This is a genomic window from Nonomuraea sp. NPDC050786 (assembly GCF_040654115.1).
Classification (GTDB): Bacteria; Actinomycetota; Actinomycetes; order Streptosporangiales; family Streptosporangiaceae; genus Nonomuraea.
Window position 1 is genome coordinate 1 of the sequence record NZ_JBFAHJ010000038.1, and the last position, 16,901, is coordinate 16,901.

At 72.1% G+C, this 16,901-nt stretch carries 13 protein-coding genes and 1 pseudogene; 7 read left to right on the plus strand and 7 right to left on the minus strand.

Going from position 1 to position 16,901, the window contains the following annotated elements; all coding sequences use genetic code 11:
• A pseudogene (locus tag AB0H84_RS45075) lies at positions 1 to 187 on the minus strand (silent information regulator protein Sir2); the annotation flags it as partial.
• A gap of 394 nt (positions 188 to 581) precedes the next feature.
• Here AB0H84_RS45075 and AB0H84_RS45080 point away from each other — a divergent pair.
• From AB0H84_RS45080 to AB0H84_RS45090, 3 genes are all read left to right on the plus strand, one after another.
• Complete coding sequence (locus tag AB0H84_RS45080; RefSeq protein WP_357618942.1) at positions 582 to 1,670, plus strand: glycosyl hydrolase 53 family protein; 1,089 nt, start codon at positions 582 to 584, stop codon at positions 1,668 to 1,670.
• 46 nt (positions 1,671 to 1,716) lie between these two features.
• Positions 1,717 to 2,979: a cellulose binding domain-containing protein gene (locus AB0H84_RS45085; protein WP_357618945.1), complete on the plus strand. Its 1,263-nt coding sequence runs from the start codon at positions 1,717 to 1,719 to the stop codon at positions 2,977 to 2,979.
• Positions 2,980 to 3,075: 96 nt separating this feature from the next.
• Positions 3,076 to 4,608, plus strand: a complete 1,533-nt coding sequence (locus AB0H84_RS45090) for a discoidin domain-containing protein (RefSeq protein ID WP_357618948.1) — start codon at positions 3,076 to 3,078, stop codon at positions 4,606 to 4,608.
• Between the two features lie 49 nt (positions 4,609 to 4,657).
• Here the strand turns inward: AB0H84_RS45090 and def are convergent, their stop codons facing one another.
• Positions 4,658 to 5,197, minus strand: a complete 540-nt coding sequence (gene def / locus AB0H84_RS45095) for a peptide deformylase (RefSeq protein WP_357618951.1) — start codon at positions 5,195 to 5,197, stop codon at positions 4,658 to 4,660.
• Between the two features lie 119 nt (positions 5,198 to 5,316).
• On the opposite strand from def, the gene AB0H84_RS45100 reads away from it, so the two are divergent.
• Positions 5,317 to 6,057, plus strand: coding sequence for a GntR family transcriptional regulator (locus AB0H84_RS45100; RefSeq protein WP_357618954.1), 741 nt, complete (start codon positions 5,317 to 5,319; stop codon positions 6,055 to 6,057).
• Between the two features lie 7 nt (positions 6,058 to 6,064).
• Here AB0H84_RS45100 and AB0H84_RS45105 read toward each other — a convergent pair whose 3' ends face one another.
• Positions 6,065 to 7,513, minus strand: coding sequence for a VOC family protein (locus tag AB0H84_RS45105; protein ID WP_357618957.1), 1,449 nt, complete (start codon positions 7,511 to 7,513; stop codon positions 6,065 to 6,067).
• Positions 7,514 to 7,543: 30 nt separating this feature from the next.
• Here AB0H84_RS45105 and AB0H84_RS45110 point away from each other — a divergent pair, with 30 nt between their 5' ends.
• The 3 genes from AB0H84_RS45110 to AB0H84_RS45120 all read left to right on the plus strand — a co-directional run bounded on the left by AB0H84_RS45110 (position 7,544) and on the right by AB0H84_RS45120 (position 13,171).
• Positions 7,544 to 10,339: an FAD-linked oxidase C-terminal domain-containing protein gene (locus AB0H84_RS45110; RefSeq protein ID WP_357618960.1), complete on the plus strand. Its 2,796-nt coding sequence runs from the start codon at positions 7,544 to 7,546 to the stop codon at positions 10,337 to 10,339.
• Between the two features lie 123 nt (positions 10,340 to 10,462).
• A complete protein-coding gene (locus AB0H84_RS45115; protein ID WP_357618963.1) occupies positions 10,463 to 11,617 on the plus strand; it encodes an FAD-binding oxidoreductase in 1,155 nt (384 codons plus the stop codon).
• A 27-nt stretch (positions 11,618 to 11,644) separates the two neighbouring features.
• Entirely contained in the window at positions 11,645 to 13,171 is a 1,527-nt protein-coding gene (locus tag AB0H84_RS45120) for an aldehyde dehydrogenase family protein (protein WP_357618966.1), read from the plus strand.
• Here the strand turns inward: AB0H84_RS45120 and AB0H84_RS45125 are convergent.
• From AB0H84_RS45125 to AB0H84_RS45140, 4 genes are read right to left on the minus strand one after another with little or no spacing between them, the layout of a single operon-like run.
• A complete protein-coding gene (locus AB0H84_RS45125; RefSeq protein ID WP_357618969.1) occupies positions 13,161 to 14,243 on the minus strand; it encodes a LacI family DNA-binding transcriptional regulator in 1,083 nt (360 codons plus the stop codon). The genes AB0H84_RS45120 and AB0H84_RS45125 overlap by 11 nt on opposite strands.
• Positions 14,244 to 14,263: 20 nt before the next feature.
• Positions 14,264 to 15,235, minus strand: coding sequence for an ornithine cyclodeaminase family protein (locus tag AB0H84_RS45130; protein ID WP_357618972.1), 972 nt, complete (start codon positions 15,233 to 15,235; stop codon positions 14,264 to 14,266).
• Positions 15,235 to 16,002, minus strand: a complete 768-nt coding sequence (locus AB0H84_RS45135) for an amino acid ABC transporter ATP-binding protein (protein ID WP_357618975.1) — start codon at positions 16,000 to 16,002, stop codon at positions 15,235 to 15,237. Before AB0H84_RS45135 ends, AB0H84_RS45130 begins: the two co-directional genes overlap by 1 nt.
• Before the next feature lies 1 nt (position 16,003).
• The gene (locus tag AB0H84_RS45140) at positions 16,004 to 16,900 is read right to left on the minus strand and encodes an amino acid ABC transporter permease (protein ID WP_357618978.1); all 897 of its coding nucleotides are present in this window, start codon (positions 16,898 to 16,900) and stop codon (positions 16,004 to 16,006) included.
• Position 16,901: the final 1 nt, after the last annotated feature.

A 16,901-nucleotide genomic window follows, 5' to 3' on the forward strand; every position in this document is an offset into this window, starting at 1 on the left:
TGCAGAATCCGCTGCCGGAGTAGCCGGCATGGTTGGACTCGATGACACCGTCACACGTGGCCGGCGCGCTCTCCGCCTCGTAGCGGGTCGCCGCCGAAGCTCCCGTGGCCATGACGACACCGGAGGCGGCCACCGTCACCGCGACGGCAGCGGACAGCAGTGCGGCGCGCTGTCTGCGTAAAAGCATGATTCAACTCCAGCAGTGAGGTCGGATGACTCCGAACGTGGTGAGTGGCGCAGGTACGGCGGGTGAAACTTTCACGGCGTGGAGGGTGCACGGCCGGTCCGGCCGACCCGGGGTACGGGTCGCGCGCAGGGTCTCGGTCCACGCCGTCAACAGCCGGTGATGCCCTGGTCTACCCATGTTTTTCCTTCCAGGCGGATCGACGTAGGAGGAGCAGGAACGGCGAGATCTGGGAGCGTTCACAGAGTGTGGGAGAAGGCGTTTGTGGCGTCAATGGTCGTTACGTGGTTGTTGTCTGCGCTGTTTTGTGGGATTCATGTTGGAGTCTGTCCGGAAGGCCGAAGATCTCCACTGTGCACGTTCACAGATCTTCGGCATGCACCTGACCGGAGGAATCATGAGAAGGCTTCTGGCGTCGCTGGTCCTGTTCGTCGCCGCGACCCTCGCCGCCGCGCAGCCGGCGCACGCCGCCACGCTGAGCATGCTCGGCGCCGACGTCTCTTCCTTACAGCGCGCGCTCGACCTGGGTGCCACGTACTACGACGCGAATGGCACCCAGCGGGACCCGCTGGACATCCTCAAGGGAGTCGGCGTCAACTATGCCCGCCTGCGGATCTGGAACGACCCGATCAGCGGTTACAACAACAAGGCCAAGGTGCTGCAGCAGGCCAGGGCGGTCAAAGCCAAGGGCCTGAGGCTGCTGGTCGACTTCCACTACTCCGACACCTGGGCCGACCCCGGCAAGCAGTACAAGCCCGCCGCCTGGTCCAGCCACGGCATCAGCCAGTTGCGGACGGATGTCTACAACTACACCTACGACGTGTGCACCAGTCTCAAGGCGCAGGGCACCACCCCGGACAGCGTGCAGATCGGCAACGAGATCAACACCGGCATGCTGTGGAACGACGGCAAGGTGGTCAACAACGACTTCACGAACCTGAGCCTGCTGCTCAAGGCCGGTTACAACGCCACCAAAGCATGTAACAGCGGCACCCAGGTGATCATCCACACGGCGCTGGCGGAGAGCCTCTCCTCCGCCCGCTGGTTCTACGACGGCATCCGCGCCAAAGGCGTGTCCTGGGACGTCACCGGCCTGTCGTACTACTGCATGTGGCACGGCACGCTGTCCAACCTGTCCACCGTGATCTCGGACATGCGCTCTCGTTACGGCAAGAACGTGGTCATCGCCGAAACGGCCTACCCCTTCACCGCCGACAATGCCGACTCCACGCGGAACGCGGTCACGTCGGGGTGCTCGGGTTATGGCCTCACCTGGCAGGGACAGGGGGCCGAGTTCGCGGCGGTGCAGAGCACGGCCCGCAACGCGGGGGCGATCGGGATCTTCTACTGGGAGCCGACCTGGTACGCGGTGCCCGGGAACGGCTGGGACCCGGCGAACATCAACGGCAGCGGCAACGAGTGGGACAACATGGCCATCTTCAACTGGACCGGCCAGATCAACCCCAACGTCCGGTGGACACCGTGACACCCGGGCAAAGGCCGCCCCTGATGTCTGAGAGGAGAGATCTCAAGTGACTGAAGACCATGACAGATCCCGAACGCCGCTGACGCTGTTACGGCGGCGGACGCTGGCCGCGGTGGTGCTCGCCATCGCGACGCTCGCCGCCCTGGTGGCGATCCGCCCGGCCGCCGCTGCCGACAATCCGTACCAGCGGGGGCCGGACCCGACACGGGCCAGCGTCGCGGCCACGAGGGGGACCTTCGCCACGGCGGAGGTCAGCGTGCCGCCGGGCAACGGCTTCAACGGCGGCATGATCTACTACCCGACGGACACCAGCCAGGGAACCTTCGGCGCCGTCGGCATCATGCCCGGCTACACCGCCCGGTTCGCCGTCGAAGAGGCCTGGATGGGGCACTGGCTGGCCTCCTTCGGCTTCGTCGTGATCGGCGTCGAGACCAACAGCCCCAACGACTGGGACAGCGCCCGGGCCACCCAATTGCTCGCCGCGCTGGACTACCTCACCCAGCGGAGCCCCGTGCGCGGCCGGGTCGACCCGAACCGGCTCTCCGTCGTGGGCCACTCGATGGGTGGCGGCGGGGCACTGCTGGCGGCGGTGCAGCGTCCGTCGCTGAAGGCCGCGGTCGGGCTGGCGCCGTTCATGCCGTCGGGGAACCTGGCCAACGACCGGGTGCCGACGATGATCATCGGTGGGCAGAGCGACACGACGGTCACCCGCTCCTCCCTCGACGCCCTGTACGCGCGGCTGCCGGCCACGACGGAGAGCGCGTTCCTCGAGTTCGGCGGGGCCGGCCACCTCTTCTTCACCAAGGCCAACACGCTGGAGATGCGGATCCTCATCCCCTGGCTGAAGATCTTCGTCGACAACGACACCCGCTACACCCAGTTCCTGTGCCCGCTGGCCGACTCCACCGGCATCACGGCCTACCGCAACACCTGCCCCCTCGTGCCGTCCGGTGGGCCCACCGGATCGCCCTCCCCGCCGACTTCGCCGACCCCGCCGACCACGCCGGCGCCCGGTGACGCCTGCCGGGCCGGCTACCGCACCACCAACTCGTGGTCCGGCGGCTACCAGGGCGAGGTCACGGTGACGGCAGGCGCCTCGGCCATCGACGGGTGGACCGTCACGTGGGCCCTGGGCAGCGGCCAGAGCATCAACCAGGTGTGGAACGGCACGCTCAGCGTCAACGGCATGGCCGCCTCGGTGCGCAACGCCTCGTACAACGGATCACTTCAGCCGTCCGCCTCGACCACGTTCGGCTTCATCGGCACGGGCACTCCGCCGACCCAGCCGTTCACCTGCACCAGCCCATAGGTGCGAACAGCACGCTGCCGGCCGCGGCCGACGGAGCCGGGGATCAGCGTGCGGTGGACCACCCCCCACACCATCGCGAGAAAGTGCAGGACCACCATGGGTTCACGTCATTCAGGTCCCGATACGCCCAGGCCGCCGAGACGTTCGGCGCCTTCTCGCACGACGCTCGCCCTCCTCGCGCTGGTCGCCCTCCTGGCCGGCCTGCTGGCGATGCCGCTCGCGGCACCGGCGGGGGCGGCGACGGACCTGGCGTCGGGCAAGGCGGCGAGCGCGGACTCCAGCCAGTCGGGACGTCCCCCGTCGCTGGCCAACGACGGCGACACCGCCACCCGCTGGTGCGCCGCCGACGGCGGCACCGGCCACTGGTGGCAGGTCGACCTCGGGAGCTCGGTGGCGCTGAGCGGCAGCGAGGTGCGCTGGGAGTTCGCCCGCGCCTACCAGTATCACGTGTCGGTGTCCGCCGACGGCTCCACCTGGACGCGCGTGGCCGACCGCACGGCAAGCACGGCGAGCGCGCAGGTGCAGAGCGACACGTTCGCCGCGACCGCGCGCTACGTGCGGATCACGGTCACCGGACTCGCGGCCTCCACCTGGGCGAGCATCGCCGACTTCAAGGTCTTCGGCACCGACACCGGCACCCCGCCGGGACCGGTCCCCGACCCGGCGCTCCGTGCCAAGTGCACCGGCACCTCGCCGATCATCTGCCACTTCGACGTCTCGCCGGGCAACTACGACGTGACGGTGGTCCTGGGCGACGCGAACGCCGCCGGGGTGACCGGCGTGCAGGCGGAGGCCCGCCGTACGGTGCTGCCGGCCGTGTCCACGGCGGCGGGCTCGTATGCGAGGTATTCGTTCACGTTGAACGTGCGCCAGCCGGAGGGACAGCCGACCGGGCAGGGCGGCGCCGGGACTCCCGGGCTTGACCTGGTCTTCTCCGGGACGGCGCCGAAGCTGAACGGGATCGGGATGGCCGCCGTGAGCGGGCCGGTGCTGTATCTGGCGGGCGACTCCACCGTGTGCGACCAGCCGGCCGCCCCGTACACCGGGTGGGGGCAGCAGCTCCCGCAGTACTTCAAGCTGGGCCTGTCGGTGTCCAACTACGGCGACTCGGGCGAGAGCTCGGGCAGCTTCCTGTCCAACTCGGCGCTGTTCCCCACGATGAAACCGCTGATCAAGAGCGGCGACACGGTGCTGATCCAGTTCGGGCACAACGACAAGTCGACGACGGCGTCGGCGTTCACCTCCAACCTGACCAGCCTGGTGACCCAGGTGCGGTCGCGGGGTGGTGTGCCGGTGCTGGTGACCCCGCCGGTGCGGCGGCTCTTCGACTCCAGCGGCAAGCTGACATCGACCGCGCTGCACGTCAACGGCGTCGGCGTGGACCTGCCGGCGACCATGCGGCAGGTGGCGGCGGCACAGAACGCGCCGCTGATCGACCTGACCGCCAGAAGCAAGGCGCTGGTGGAGGGGCTCGGCCCGAGCGCCTCGGCCAAGATCTACCTGACGGCGGCGGCGGACGGCGTGACCGACAACACGCACTTCTCTTCCTACGGGGCGAACGAGATGGCCAAGCTCGTCCTGCAGGGCATGCGTGAGCTGAACCTCTCGCCGGTGGCGTACCTGCGCTAAGGGCTCAGGGCCTCTCCGCCATGAGGGATACGCGGAGAGGCCCGACGTCCTAGAGCGGTGGTTCGTCCGCGACGGCGAAATGGGCCTCCCTGTACGCGGCCAGCACCTGCTTGCGGCGCTTGGCGGGAAGGCGGTCGATGTACAGGTGGCCGTCGAGGTGGTCGGTCTCGTGCTGCAGGCAGCGGGCCAGCAGCCCCGTGCCCTCGACGGTGACCGGCTCCCCGTCGGCGTCGAAGCCGTGGACGGTGGCGTGGTCGGCCCGGGGGAGCGGCGCGTACTGGCCGGGGACCGACAGGCAGCCCTCCTCGCTCGGGTCGAGGTGGCGCTCGCCGACTTCCGGCAGCTCCAGGGTGGGGTTGACGACGACGCCCTTGTGGTGCTGTCCGTCGGCGTCCGGGCAGTCGTAGACGAACACGCGCAGCGGCACGCCGATCTGGTTGGCGGCCAGGCCCACGCCCTCCGCCGCGTACATGCTCGCGAACATGTCGTCCACCAGCGCCTTGAGCTCCCCGTCGAACCGGGTCACCGGCTCGCACGGGTGATGCAGCACCGGGTCGCCCACGTGCACGATCGGCCGGACCTCTCCCACGACCAACGCCTCTCTCGAATCCGTCAACAACGCGTCACGACATGGTAGTGCTCACCTGCGGAGACTGCTCCGGCGTGCAGGGATGATCGCGGCTCGTGCCGTACGGGTAACATGCCACCATGCCGCCCACCCGCGAACACGCCGAGCTGAAGCTGCAGCCGTTGCCGCAGGCGGGGCGGTCGCTGGCCGAGCAGGTGATCTCGGAGGTGCGCCGGGCGGTGCACACGGGCGCGATGGTCCCCGGCCGGCTCTACTCCGTCTACCAGGTGGCCGAGCAGCTCAACGTCTCCAGGAGCCCGGTGCGCGAGGCGATGCTGCGGCTCGCGGAGGCGGGGCTGGTGCAGGTCGAGCGGAACCGGGGGTTCCGCGTCGTGCTGCCGCACCCCCGGGAGATCGTCGAGATCTTCGGGGTGCGGCTCGCGCTGGAGCTGCCCGCCGTCCGGAGGGCGGCCGGGGCCGCCGGGCTCGGGGGGTCCCTGCGGGCGACGATGGAGGAGATGGCGGCCGCGGTGGGCGCGGGCGACGAGTCCCTCTTCTTCCACCTGGACCAGACGCTGCACGACCACATCCTGGCCGCGGCGGGCAACGGCAGGGCCCGCGCGATCGTCGGCGGGCTGCGCGACACCATGCGCATCCTCGGCACCTCCACCGACGACCGCTCCCGCACGCTGCGGCAGGTGCACGAGGAGCACGAGCCCATCGTGGCGGCCGTGGCGGCGGGCGACGCGGACGGAGCGGCGCGCGCGATGCGGGCCCACCTGACCAACACCGGTCTCATCCTGGCCGGGCAGGCGGCCAGGGCCCAGGGGGAGCCGGTCGACGTGGCCGCGCTGTGGGCGGCCATCGTCGACGAGCCGTGATCGGGCGTCAGGGGGCGCCGGGCAGGGCGATCTCGCCGTCCAGGCCGAGCTCCGCGCGCACGCGTGCCAGCGACGCCGCCCTGATCGAGGCGTACAGCTCGTAGGGGTCGTGCAGGGGCCGGCCGAGGACCGCGGCCAGGGCGTCGGGCCCGAAGTCGGCGCCGCTCCTGGTCGCGTCCTTGGCGCCGTCGGAGGTCAGGTTGGACTGGAAGATCCCGGCGGCCGAGCGCGGCAGGAAGTCCTCGTACACGACGGGCCGGGCGCTCACCCACCCCTCGGACAGGAGCGTGGCGAGGTCGGCCGGGGGCGCGGCGCCGGGGCGGGCGTCGCGGACGTGGAAGGTGAAGTAGGCGAGGTCGCCGGTGACGAGCTCGTTCTCGCTGCGCGGCACCCGGGCTTCCCAGAGCTTGGCCGCGATCTCGTTGCGTTCTTCCGCGGTGACGCGGCGGCCCGCGAGCGTCGAGTCGAGCTCCGCGGACAGGTCGTCGTAGAGCGCGCGTCCGGCCGGCGTCACCGCGATGCCCCGCGCCTCGACCTCCCCGAACCGCACCCGCAGGTCGTCGCGTACGACGCTGCCGTCGTCCTCCCTGAACAGCCGCGGCTCGGCCAGCGCGCGGAAGGAGGTCTGGCGCAGCAGGAGGTCGGGGCCGTCCCAGCGGGGCGGGCCCTGGATGGCGTCGATCATGGTGATGCCGCGCTCGCTCATGCGGGCGTAGAGGGCGTCGATGTCGAGCACGCGCGGGGTCAGGTGGTTGATGTGCGTGCTCGCCACGCCGCCGATGTCGGCGGCCACCGCCGACACCCGCTCCAGCTCTGCGTACCAGCTGCGCGAGACGGGCTCCGTGGACAGCTCGAACGCCCGCGTGGCGAGGGTGAGGAACTCCTCGGCCGCCGCGTCGTCCAGGCCGCCCTCGGCCTCGGCGCGGTCGGCCAGGTCGAGCAGGCGCGGCGGGAACAGCCGGCGGGCCCCGAGGAACGCGCCCAGCCGTCGTTCCAGGTCCTCGTCGAAGAAGCGCCGGTCGCCCGTCACGAGCATGGACGTGAACACCCGGAAGGGATTGGCGGCCAGCTCGGCCTCGTCCACGGGACGGAACGCCGTGGAGACGACCGGCACGGAGCTGCTGGCCGCCTCACGCAGGTCGTAGTAGCCCACGGGGTACATGCCCATCGCGCCGAAGATCCGCGCGACCTGCGCCAGCTCGGCCGGGGTGCCCACGCGGATCGCGCCGTGCCGCTCCGCCGTGACGCGGCCGATGGTGCCGAGCCGCTCGGCGTCGGCCCCCATCCGCGCCATCACCTCGCCGTTCACTTCCTGGGCGACGTCGACGAGCGTGTTGTACGCCGGGACCTCCGTGCCGTACATCGTGGACAGGCGCCGGGCGAAGGCCGCCCGGAGCGCGGTGGAGCCGACCATCGTGCCTCTTCTCTCCTCGCCGCTGGTACGGGTGAGTGGCATGTTACAGGTGTCGCATGTAGCATGCTACTCATGGATCGGGCCGCCGCTCTCGCGAACGACCTCCGCCGGCGCGGAGTCGCCGACGTGCTCACCGACTCCACCACGCGATCCGTCCACTCCTCCGACGCCTCGCTCTACCGGGTGCCGCCCCTGCTGGTCGCGCGGCCGAGGTCGGCCGAGGACGTGGCCACCGCGATCGAGCTGTGCGCACGCCACGAGATCCCCCTGACCGCGCGCGGCGCCGGCACGTCCGTCGCGGGGAACGCCATCGGCCCCGGGCTCGTGCTGGACTTCAGCCGTCACATGAACCGGGTGCTGCACGTCGACGCCGGGACCCGCACGGCGGTGGTCCAGCCGGGCGTCGTCCAGGCGGCCCTGCAGCGGGCGGCGGCGCCGTACGGGCTCAGGTTCGGCCCCGACCCGTCCACGCACACGCGCTGCACGATCGGCGGCATGATCGGGAACAACGCGTGCGGCTCCAGGACGCTCGGCTACGGCCGCACCAGCGACAACCTCGCCGGACTCAAGGCGGTCGCCGGCGACGGCACGGCCCTGGACCTCCCCGCGCACGGGGGCCCGGCCGCGCTGCGCGATCTCGTGCTGGCGAACCTGGCCACGATCAGGACCGAGTTCGGCCGGTTCGGGCGGCAGATGTCGGGGTACGCGCTGGAGCACCTGCTGCCGGAGCGCGGTTTCGACGTGACCGGCCTGCTGGCCGGCAGCGAGGGCACGCTCGCCGTGCTGACCGAGGCCACGGTGAAGCTGGTGACCGACCCGGCGCACCGGGCCCTCGTGGTGCTGGGCTACGCCGACATCGCCGCTGCCGGGGACGCCGCCCCCGCCCTGCTGGAGCACCGGCCCACGGCCTGCGAGGGCATCGACGCGCGCATCGTCGACGTGGTGCGCCGTCGGCGGGGGCCGCAGGCGGTGCCGCCGCTGCCGCGCGGGGCGGCCTGGCTCTTCGTCGAGGTCGCGGGGGACGACGTGGCCGAGGTGGGGGAGCGGGCCACCCGGGTGGCGTCCGGCGGCGAGGACGCGCTCGTCGTCACCGATCCGGCGCGGGCCGCGGCGCTCTGGCGCATCAGGGAGGACGGCGCGGGCCTGTCCGGGCGGAGCCCCGCCGGGCTGCCCGCGCACGCGGGCTGGGAGGACTCCGCCGTGCCGCCCGCGATGCTGGGGCGCTACCTGCGCGACTTCGAGGAGCTGATGGCCGGGCACGGCCTGACCGGCCTGCCGTACGGGCACTTCGGCGACGGCTGCCTGCACATCCGCCTCGACGTGCCGCTGGATCGCCCGCATGGGGCGCTCGAGCGGCCGGGTGGGGCGAAGGCGCTCCGGGAGTTCCTGGTCGCCGCCGCCACGCTGGTCGCCGGCTACGGTGGCTCGCTGTCGGGCGAGCACGGCGACGGCCGCGCCCGGAGCGAACTGCTGCCGCTCATGTACTCCGAGGCCGCGATCGACCTCTTCGCACAGGTCAAGGCGATCTTCGACCCGGGCGACGTGCTCAACCCCGGCGTGCTCGTCCGCCCCCGTCCCGTGGACGCCGACCTGCGGGTCCCGGCCGCCCGCCCGGTGCGCGAGAGGCTGGCCCTGGCCTACCGCCACGACGGCGGCGACTTCAGCCAGGCGGTGCACCGCTGCACCGGCGTGGGCAAGTGCCGCGCGGACAACACCGCGACGGGCGGCGTGATGTGCCCGTCCTACCTGGCCACCAGGGAGGAGAAGGACTCCACCCGCGGCCGCGCCCGCGCGCTGCAGGAGATGGTCAACGGCTCGGCCGTCGCGGGCGGCTGGCGCTCGCCCGAGGTCCACGAGGCCCTCGACCTCTGCCTGTCCTGCAAGGGCTGCGCCTCGGACTGCCCGACGGGGATCGACATGGCCGCGTACAAGTCCGAAGTGCTCCACCAGAGCTACCGTGGGCGGCTCCGCCCGCTCACGCACTACTCGCTGGGCCGCCTGCCGCTCTGGGCGAGGCTGGCGAGCCGGCTGCCGCGCGCGGCCAACGCCCTGCTGCGGGTGCCGGGGCTGCCGGCGATCGCGGGAGTGGATTCGCGGCGCACGCTGCCCGCTTTCGCGCCGGAGACCTTCCGGGCGTGGTTCCGGCGGAGGCGCCCGGCGCCCGGCGAACCGGTGCTGCTGTTCGTCGACACCTTCACCGACCATTTCGCGCCGGAGGCCGGTCGCGCCACGGTGAAGGTCCTGGAGGCCGCAGGCTACCGGCCGCGGATCAGCGAGCGCCGTCAGTGCTGCGCGCTCACCTGGATCTCCACCGGCCAGCTGGACGCGGCCAGGAAGATCCTCGGCCGTACGGTCGCCGAGCTCGGCGAGGCCGCGGCGCAGGGCGTGCCCATCGTGGGTATGGAGCCGTCCTGCACGGCGGTCCTGCGCTCCGACGCGCTGGAACTGCTCGGCGAGGAGGCGGCCGCACCGGTGGCGAGGATGACCCGCACGCTCGCCGAGCTGCTGCTTGAAACCCCTGACTGGCGGCCGCCTCCGCTGCACGGGCTGGAGGTCGTGGCGCAGCCGCACTGCCACCACCACGCCGTCATGGGCTGGGAGCAGGACGCCCGGCTGCTGCGCGAGGCGGGCGCGGACGTGCGGCGGCTGGGCGGCTGCTGCGGCCTCGCCGGCAACTTCGGCGTGGAGAAGGGACACTACGACGTCTCCGTGGCGGTGGCCGGGCAGCAGCTCCTGCCCGCGCTCCGGCAGGCGGGTGCGGAGAGCGCGGTCCTGGCCGACGGCTTCTCCTGCCGTACGCAGATCGCCGATCTGACGTCCCGGCAGGGCGTCCACCTGGCCCAGCTCCTCGCCGATCGACTGCCATGAGGTCTGCTGGTGCTCCCTCCGCTACGCCTGCGGACTGCCGACAAATGGTGTTGCTTGACCGCTTCCTCCGGCTCTGTCCGATCCGCGATCCTGGAAGTGGTCACTGGTGAAAGGAACCGATCAATGGGACGTGAGCTCCCCTCGCATGCCTCGGCGGTCATCATCGGCGGCGGCGCCATGGGCGTCAGCTCGGCGTACGCGCTGGCCGCCGCCGGGGTGAGCGACGTGGTCCTGATCGACAAGGGGCCGCTGGGCTCCGGCTCGACCTCGAAGGCGGCCGGGGGCGTGCGCGCGCAGTTCTCCGACCGGGTCAACATCGAGCTCGCCGTACGCAGCCTGGAGACGTTCGACACCTTCGCCGAGCGGTTCGGCCAGGAGATCGACCTGCACAAGCCCGGCTACCTGTTCCTGCTCGACTCGCCCGAGTCGGTAGCCGAGTTCGAGAAGAACGTCGCGGTCCAGAACGACCTCGGCGTGCCCAGCCGGATGATCTCGGTGCGGGAGGCCATGGAGCTGTCCCCGCTGATCGACGCCGACGGGCTGCTGGCCGCCGCCTACTGCCCCACCGACGGCCACTGCACGCCGGAGTCCGTGGTCCTCGGCTACGCGGGCGCGGCCCGGCGGCTCGGCGCGCGGCTGCTGCCGGGCTGCGCCGCGACCGGCATCGAGACGGCGGACGGCCGCATCGTCGCCGTCCGCACCGAGGGCGGCCGGATCGAGACCGACACCGTGATCTGCGCGGCCGGGGCCTGGTCGCAGCCGATCGGCGCCTGGGCGGGCGTCGACCTGCCGGTGATCCCGCTGCGCAGGCAGATCCTGGTCACCGAGCCCGTCCCGGATCTGCCGCCGACCGCGTTCACCATCGACTTCGGCACCACCTTCTACTTCCACCGCGAGGGTCCGGGGCTGCTGCTCGGCATGTCCGACCCCGACGAGACGCCGGGGTTCAAGCTCGACCGGTCCGACGCCTGGCTGCCGCGGCTGGGCGAGGCCATGGCGCGCCGCGCCCCGGCGCTGATGGAGACCGGCATCGCCACCGGATGGGCCGGCCTGTACGAGGTGACGCCCGACCACAACGCGCTCATCGGGACCGCCCCGGAGGTCGACCGGTTCATCTACGCCACCGGCTTCTCCGGCCACGGCTTCCTGATGAGCCCGGCCGTCGGCGAGGTGGTCCGCGACCTCTACCTGGGCCGGACGCCGTTCGTGGACGTCTCCGGCTTCGACGCCCGCCGCTTCGCCCTGGCCGGTGCCAGGCCCGAGCTCAACATCGTCTGACGGATCATCTGATAAGGGGAGAACTTGATGGTGCACACGCTGCCCGGCGCCGACGAGCTGGCCGCGACGGCGCGGGAGAGCGCCAAGCGCTGCGGTGTGGAGGTGCCGGACGGCGCCGTCGCGACCACCTCGCCCATCAACGGCGCGCGCCTGGCCACGGTGGACTGGGTGGACGCGCACGCCGTCGACGACGCCGTGGCGCGCGCCAGGCAGGCGTTCCTGGCCTGGCGGGCGGTGCCCGCGCCGGCGCGGGGCGCGCTGGTGAAGCGGCTGGGCGAGCTGCTGTCGGAGCACAAGACGGACCTCGCCACGCTGATCAGCCTGGAGGTCGGCAAGATCACCTCGGAGGCGCTCGGCGAGGTCCAGGAGATGATCGACATCTGCGACTTCGCGGTGGGCCTGTCCCGCCAGCTGTACGGGCGCACGATCAGCTCCGAGCGGCCCGGCCACCGGCTCATGGAGACGTGGCATCCGCTGGGCGTCGTCGGGGTGATCAGCGCGTTCAACTTCCCGGCGGCGGTCTGGTCGTGGAACGCGGCGATCGCCCTGGTGTGCGGCGACCCGGTCGTCTGGAAGCCGTCGGAGCTCGCGCCGCTGACCGCGCTGGCCTGCGCGGCGCTGCTGGAGCGGGCGGCGGCCGAGCAGGGCGCGCCGGCGTACCTGAGCCAGGTCCTCATCGGCGGCCCCGACGTCGGGGAGGCGCTCGTGGACCACCCCGGCGTAGCCCTGGTCAGCGCCACCGGCTCGACCCGCATGGGCCGCGCGGTGGGCCCGCGCGTGGCCGCCAGGTTCGGGCGGTCGCTGCTGGAGCTCGGCGGGAACAACGCGGCCGTGGTCTGCCCGTCGGCGGACCTGGACCTGGCCGTGCGCGGCATCGTCTTCTCCGCCGCCGGGACGGCCGGCCAGCGGTGCACCACCATGCGCCGGGTGATCGCGCACACCGACGTCGCCGACGCGCTCGTCGAGCGCCTCGCCGACGCCTACGGAAGGCTGCCGATCGGGAACCCGATGGCGCCCGGCACCCTGGTGGGGCCGCTCATCAACGGGCGGGCGCACGCGGCCATGCGCGCCGCGCTGGAGGCCGCTGTGGAGCAGGGCGGCACGCTGATCGCCGGTGGCGGCCGCCGCTTCGCCGACCAGGCGCCCGACGCCTTCTACGCCGAGCCGGCGCTCGTGCGGATGGCGGAGCAGACGCCGATCGTGACCGAGGAGACGTTCGCGCCCATCCTGTACGTCCTGCCGTACGACACCCTGGATGAGGCCATCGCACTCAACAACGCGGTGCCGCAGGGCCTGTCGTCCAGCATCTTCACCCGCGACCTGGCCGAGGCCGAGCTGTTCATGTCGGCCGAGGGCTCCGACTGCGGCATCGTCAACGTCAACATCGGCACCTCCGGAGCCGAGATCGGCGGCGCGTTCGGCGGCGAGAAGGAGACCGGCGGCGGCCGCGAGTCGGGCTCGGACGCCTGGCGCGGCTACATGCGCCGGGCCACGAACACCGTCAACTACTCCGGCGAGCTGCCGCTCGCCCAGGGAGTGGAGTTCAGCGTCTGACCGCCGCCACGCTCTCGCGCTCGAGGAAGCGCGTCGGGACCACGGTGCGCCGCCCCTGGGCGGCGCCCGACCCGCCGATCTGGGCGAACAGGCGGTCGGCCGCCGCCCGTCCCATGTCGTACGCCGACTGCACGACGACGGAGATCCGCGGGCGCACCAGCGTGGTCCACTCCAGGTCGTCGAAGCCGAGCAGGGACACCTGGCCGGGGATCGGGATGTCGCGCTCGGACAGGAACGAGAAGGCGCTCCTCGTCATGTAGCTGTCGGCGGTGAACAGCGCGCTCGGCGGCTCCTCGACCGCGAGCATCGCCGCCACCGCGTCCAGGCGGTGCTCCGGCTCGTCCTGCGGGACGAACGCGATGAGCCGGCGGTCCACGGGCAGCCCGGCGGCGCTCAGCGCGCGCAGGTATCCCCGCACGCGGTCGAGCGAGGGCCGGGACGGACCCGCGACACTCGCCCGGACCTTGCCGATGCGCAGCGCGGGCGGCTCCTCGCGCTGCACCGAGCCGAGGAACGCGATCCGCTCGTGCCCCTGGCCGATGAGGTGCCGGATCGCGGCCTCGGTCGCCGCCTCGTTGTCCGCGACGACGCTGTCGATCCCGCTGAGCTGCCGATCGAGCGAGACGACCGGGACCCCGGCCCCGGTGACGGCGTCGATGTGCGCGTGGTCGCGGACCGACACGGGGGTGATGACGAGGCCGTCCACCTTGCGCGAGAGCAGCATCCGGGTGGCGTCCTGCTCCTGGGCCAGCCGGTCGTCGGTGTTCATGGCGATGACCTGGGAGCCCTCGCGCAGCGCCACGTCGCAGATGCCCCGCATGGCGCTGGAGAAAAAGGCGTCGGAGATGTCGGCGCAGACGAACCCGATGACGTCGGACTTGCCGCTGCGCATCGACCGGGCGACGCGGTCGGGCTCGTAGCCGAGCTCCCGGACCGCCGCGGTCACCCGGTCGACGATCTCCTGACTGGAGTAGCCGTAACCGCCGAGCACCCGGGAGGCGCTGGCCCTGGAGACCCCGGCGCGGGCCGCGACGTCCTTGAGGCTGGGCCGCTTGGCGCTTCCCGTCGCCACGATCAGTTCACTCTCCCGGCTCAAAGGTCGATGGGGGTGCCGATGCCGCTCGCGCGGGCGCGCGTGTACGCACGCCAGGCCAGCACCGCATCCTGGATGCCGAGGCCGTTGCTGTGGAAGATTACCGTCTCCCCGGCCGCGGCGCGTCCCGGATGATCGCCGCGCAGCACGTCGGAGAGCGGCCGGACCGCCTGCGCCGTCAGTGCCCCGGCGGCGATCGCCTCCAGCACCGGCCCGTTGGAGCGCAGCGCCTGCTCGGGCAGGTCGGTGAAGGTCAGGGCGGCCCGCCGCGCGCAGGCCAGGTCGAGCTCGCGCCGGTCCGGAGCGTACGAGCCCATCGTGAGCACGGTGGCGCCCGGCCGCAGCCAGGCGCCCTCGACCACCGGCGTGCGGCTGAGCGTGCAGGTGGCGATGACGCCGCTGCGTCCGCAGAGCTCCCGCGGCGAGGCGGCCACCTCGACCGGCAGGCCCGACAGGCGCTCGTCGAGCCCCCGGCGACGGAGCCGGGGGCTCCACATCAGGAACCGCTCGACCGGCATCACCTCGCCCATCAGGCGTACGAACTCGGTGGCCTGCGCTCCGGAGCCCAGCACGCCGACGGTGTGCGGGCCGCTCGGTGCCAGGGCGCGCGCCGCGGCGACCAGGCCCCCCGCGGTGCGGAGCGCGGTGATCGTCGTGCCGTTCAGCACCGCGACGGGCCGCCCGGACACCGGGTCGTGCACGGTGACCGTGGCGTGCACCGCCGGCAGGCCGCGCTCCGCGTTGCGGGGGTGCTGGGTGCCCGCCTTGACCACGACGCCGGTCTCGCCGTCGGCGACGGCGCTGTGCACGAACGCCATGCCGTCCGGGTCGAAGGTCGCGTGGTGGGTGTGCGCCGACCGTACCCGCCCGCTCTCGGCGGCCAGCAGGAAGGCGTGCTCCTGCGCCTCCACCACGTCCGCGGCGGTGAGCACGGCGCGGAGCTGCGCGTCCGACAGGACCAGGACGTCCATCAGATGACCCTCGACAGGAAGGACCGGGTGCGCTCGTGCTCCGGCGCCCCGAAGATCTGCTCCGGGGTGCCGGACTCGACGACGCATCCCCCGTCCATGAAGACCACATGGTCGGAGACGTCACGGGCGAAGCCCATCTCGTGGGTGACCACCACCATCGTCATCCCCTCGTTCGCCAGGTCCTTCATCACGTCGAGCACGTCGCCGACGAGCTCGGGGTCGAGCGCAGAGGTGGGCTCGTCGAACAGCATGAGCGCGGGCCGCATCGCGAGCGAGCGCGCGATCGCGACCCGCTGCTGCTGCCCGCCCGAGAGCGACTCGGGGAAGGCGTCCGCCTTCTCCGCCAGGCCCACCTTGGACAGCAGCGCCATCGCCTGCTCGCGGGCCGCCGCCCGGTCCATGCCGCCCACGACGACGGGGCCCTCGGTCACGTTCTCGATGACGCGGCGGTGGGGGAAGAGGTGGAAGTTCTGGAAGACCATGCCCATCCGGCGGCGCTGCACCGCCAGCTGGGACGGGGTCAGCTCGTACAGGCTTTCGCCCTTCCAGCGGTAGCCGATCGGCTCGCCTTCGAGGTAGACGTGGCCGCTGTCCGGGACCTCCAGCCGGTTGACGCAGCGCAGGAGCGTGCTCTTGCCGGAGCCGGACGGGCCGATCACGCACTGCACCTGCCCGGCGCGTACGTCCAGGGAGACCTCGCGCAGCACCTGGTTCCCGCCGAACGCCTTGCTGACCCGTTCGACGCGCAGCAGGGGGATGTCCGTCATGTCACGCCCTTCCGAACAGGGGGAGGAACCTCAGCCGCTTGCCCACCGGCCCCGGCACGGTGCCGCGGGCGAGCCGCATGCGCTGCTCGACGTGCTGCTGGGCCACGGTGAGCAGCGTGGTCAGGACCAGGTACCAGATCGTCGCCACCAGCAGGAGCGGGATCGTCCGGTAGTTGCGGGAGTAGATCATCTGGGCGCTGTAGAGCAGGTCCGGCGTGGCCAGGACGCTCACCAGCGAGGTGAACTTCAACATGGAGATGAGGTCGTTGCCGATCGGCGGGACGACGATCCGGATCGCCTGCGGGAGCACGACCCGCCGCATCACCTGGAACTTCGACATGCCGAGCACCAGCGCGGCCTCCGTCTGCCCCTTCGGCACGGCCTGGATGCCGGCGCGGATCATCTCGGCGGCGTACGCGCTCTCGGTCAGGGCGAGGCCCAGGATGGCCGCCGAGAACGACGAGATGACCGTGTTGGTGTCCCACGAGGCCAGCGTGGGTCCGAGGGGGACGCCGAGCTCGATGACCGGGATCAGCGTGGCGAGGTTGAACCAGAACACCATCTGCACCAGGGGCGGCACGCCGCGGAAGAACCACAGCCACAGCCAGCTCACCGACCGGAACAGCGGGTTGGCCGACAGCCGCATCACCGCGAGCACGATGCCGAGCGCCAGCCCGGCCACCATGGCGAGCGCCGTCAGCTCGAGGGTCGTCACGAGACCGCCGAGGATCTCGGCGTCGAAGAGGTACGCGACGACGACCGACCAGCGCATGTTCTCGTTCGTGACCAGCAGGTGCGTGAACATCGCGATCAGCAGCAGCAGGACGGCCCCGCCGGCCCACCACCACGGATGCCGGAGCGGCACCTTGCGCGCGCCCGCGGCGCTGCGGAACGTCATG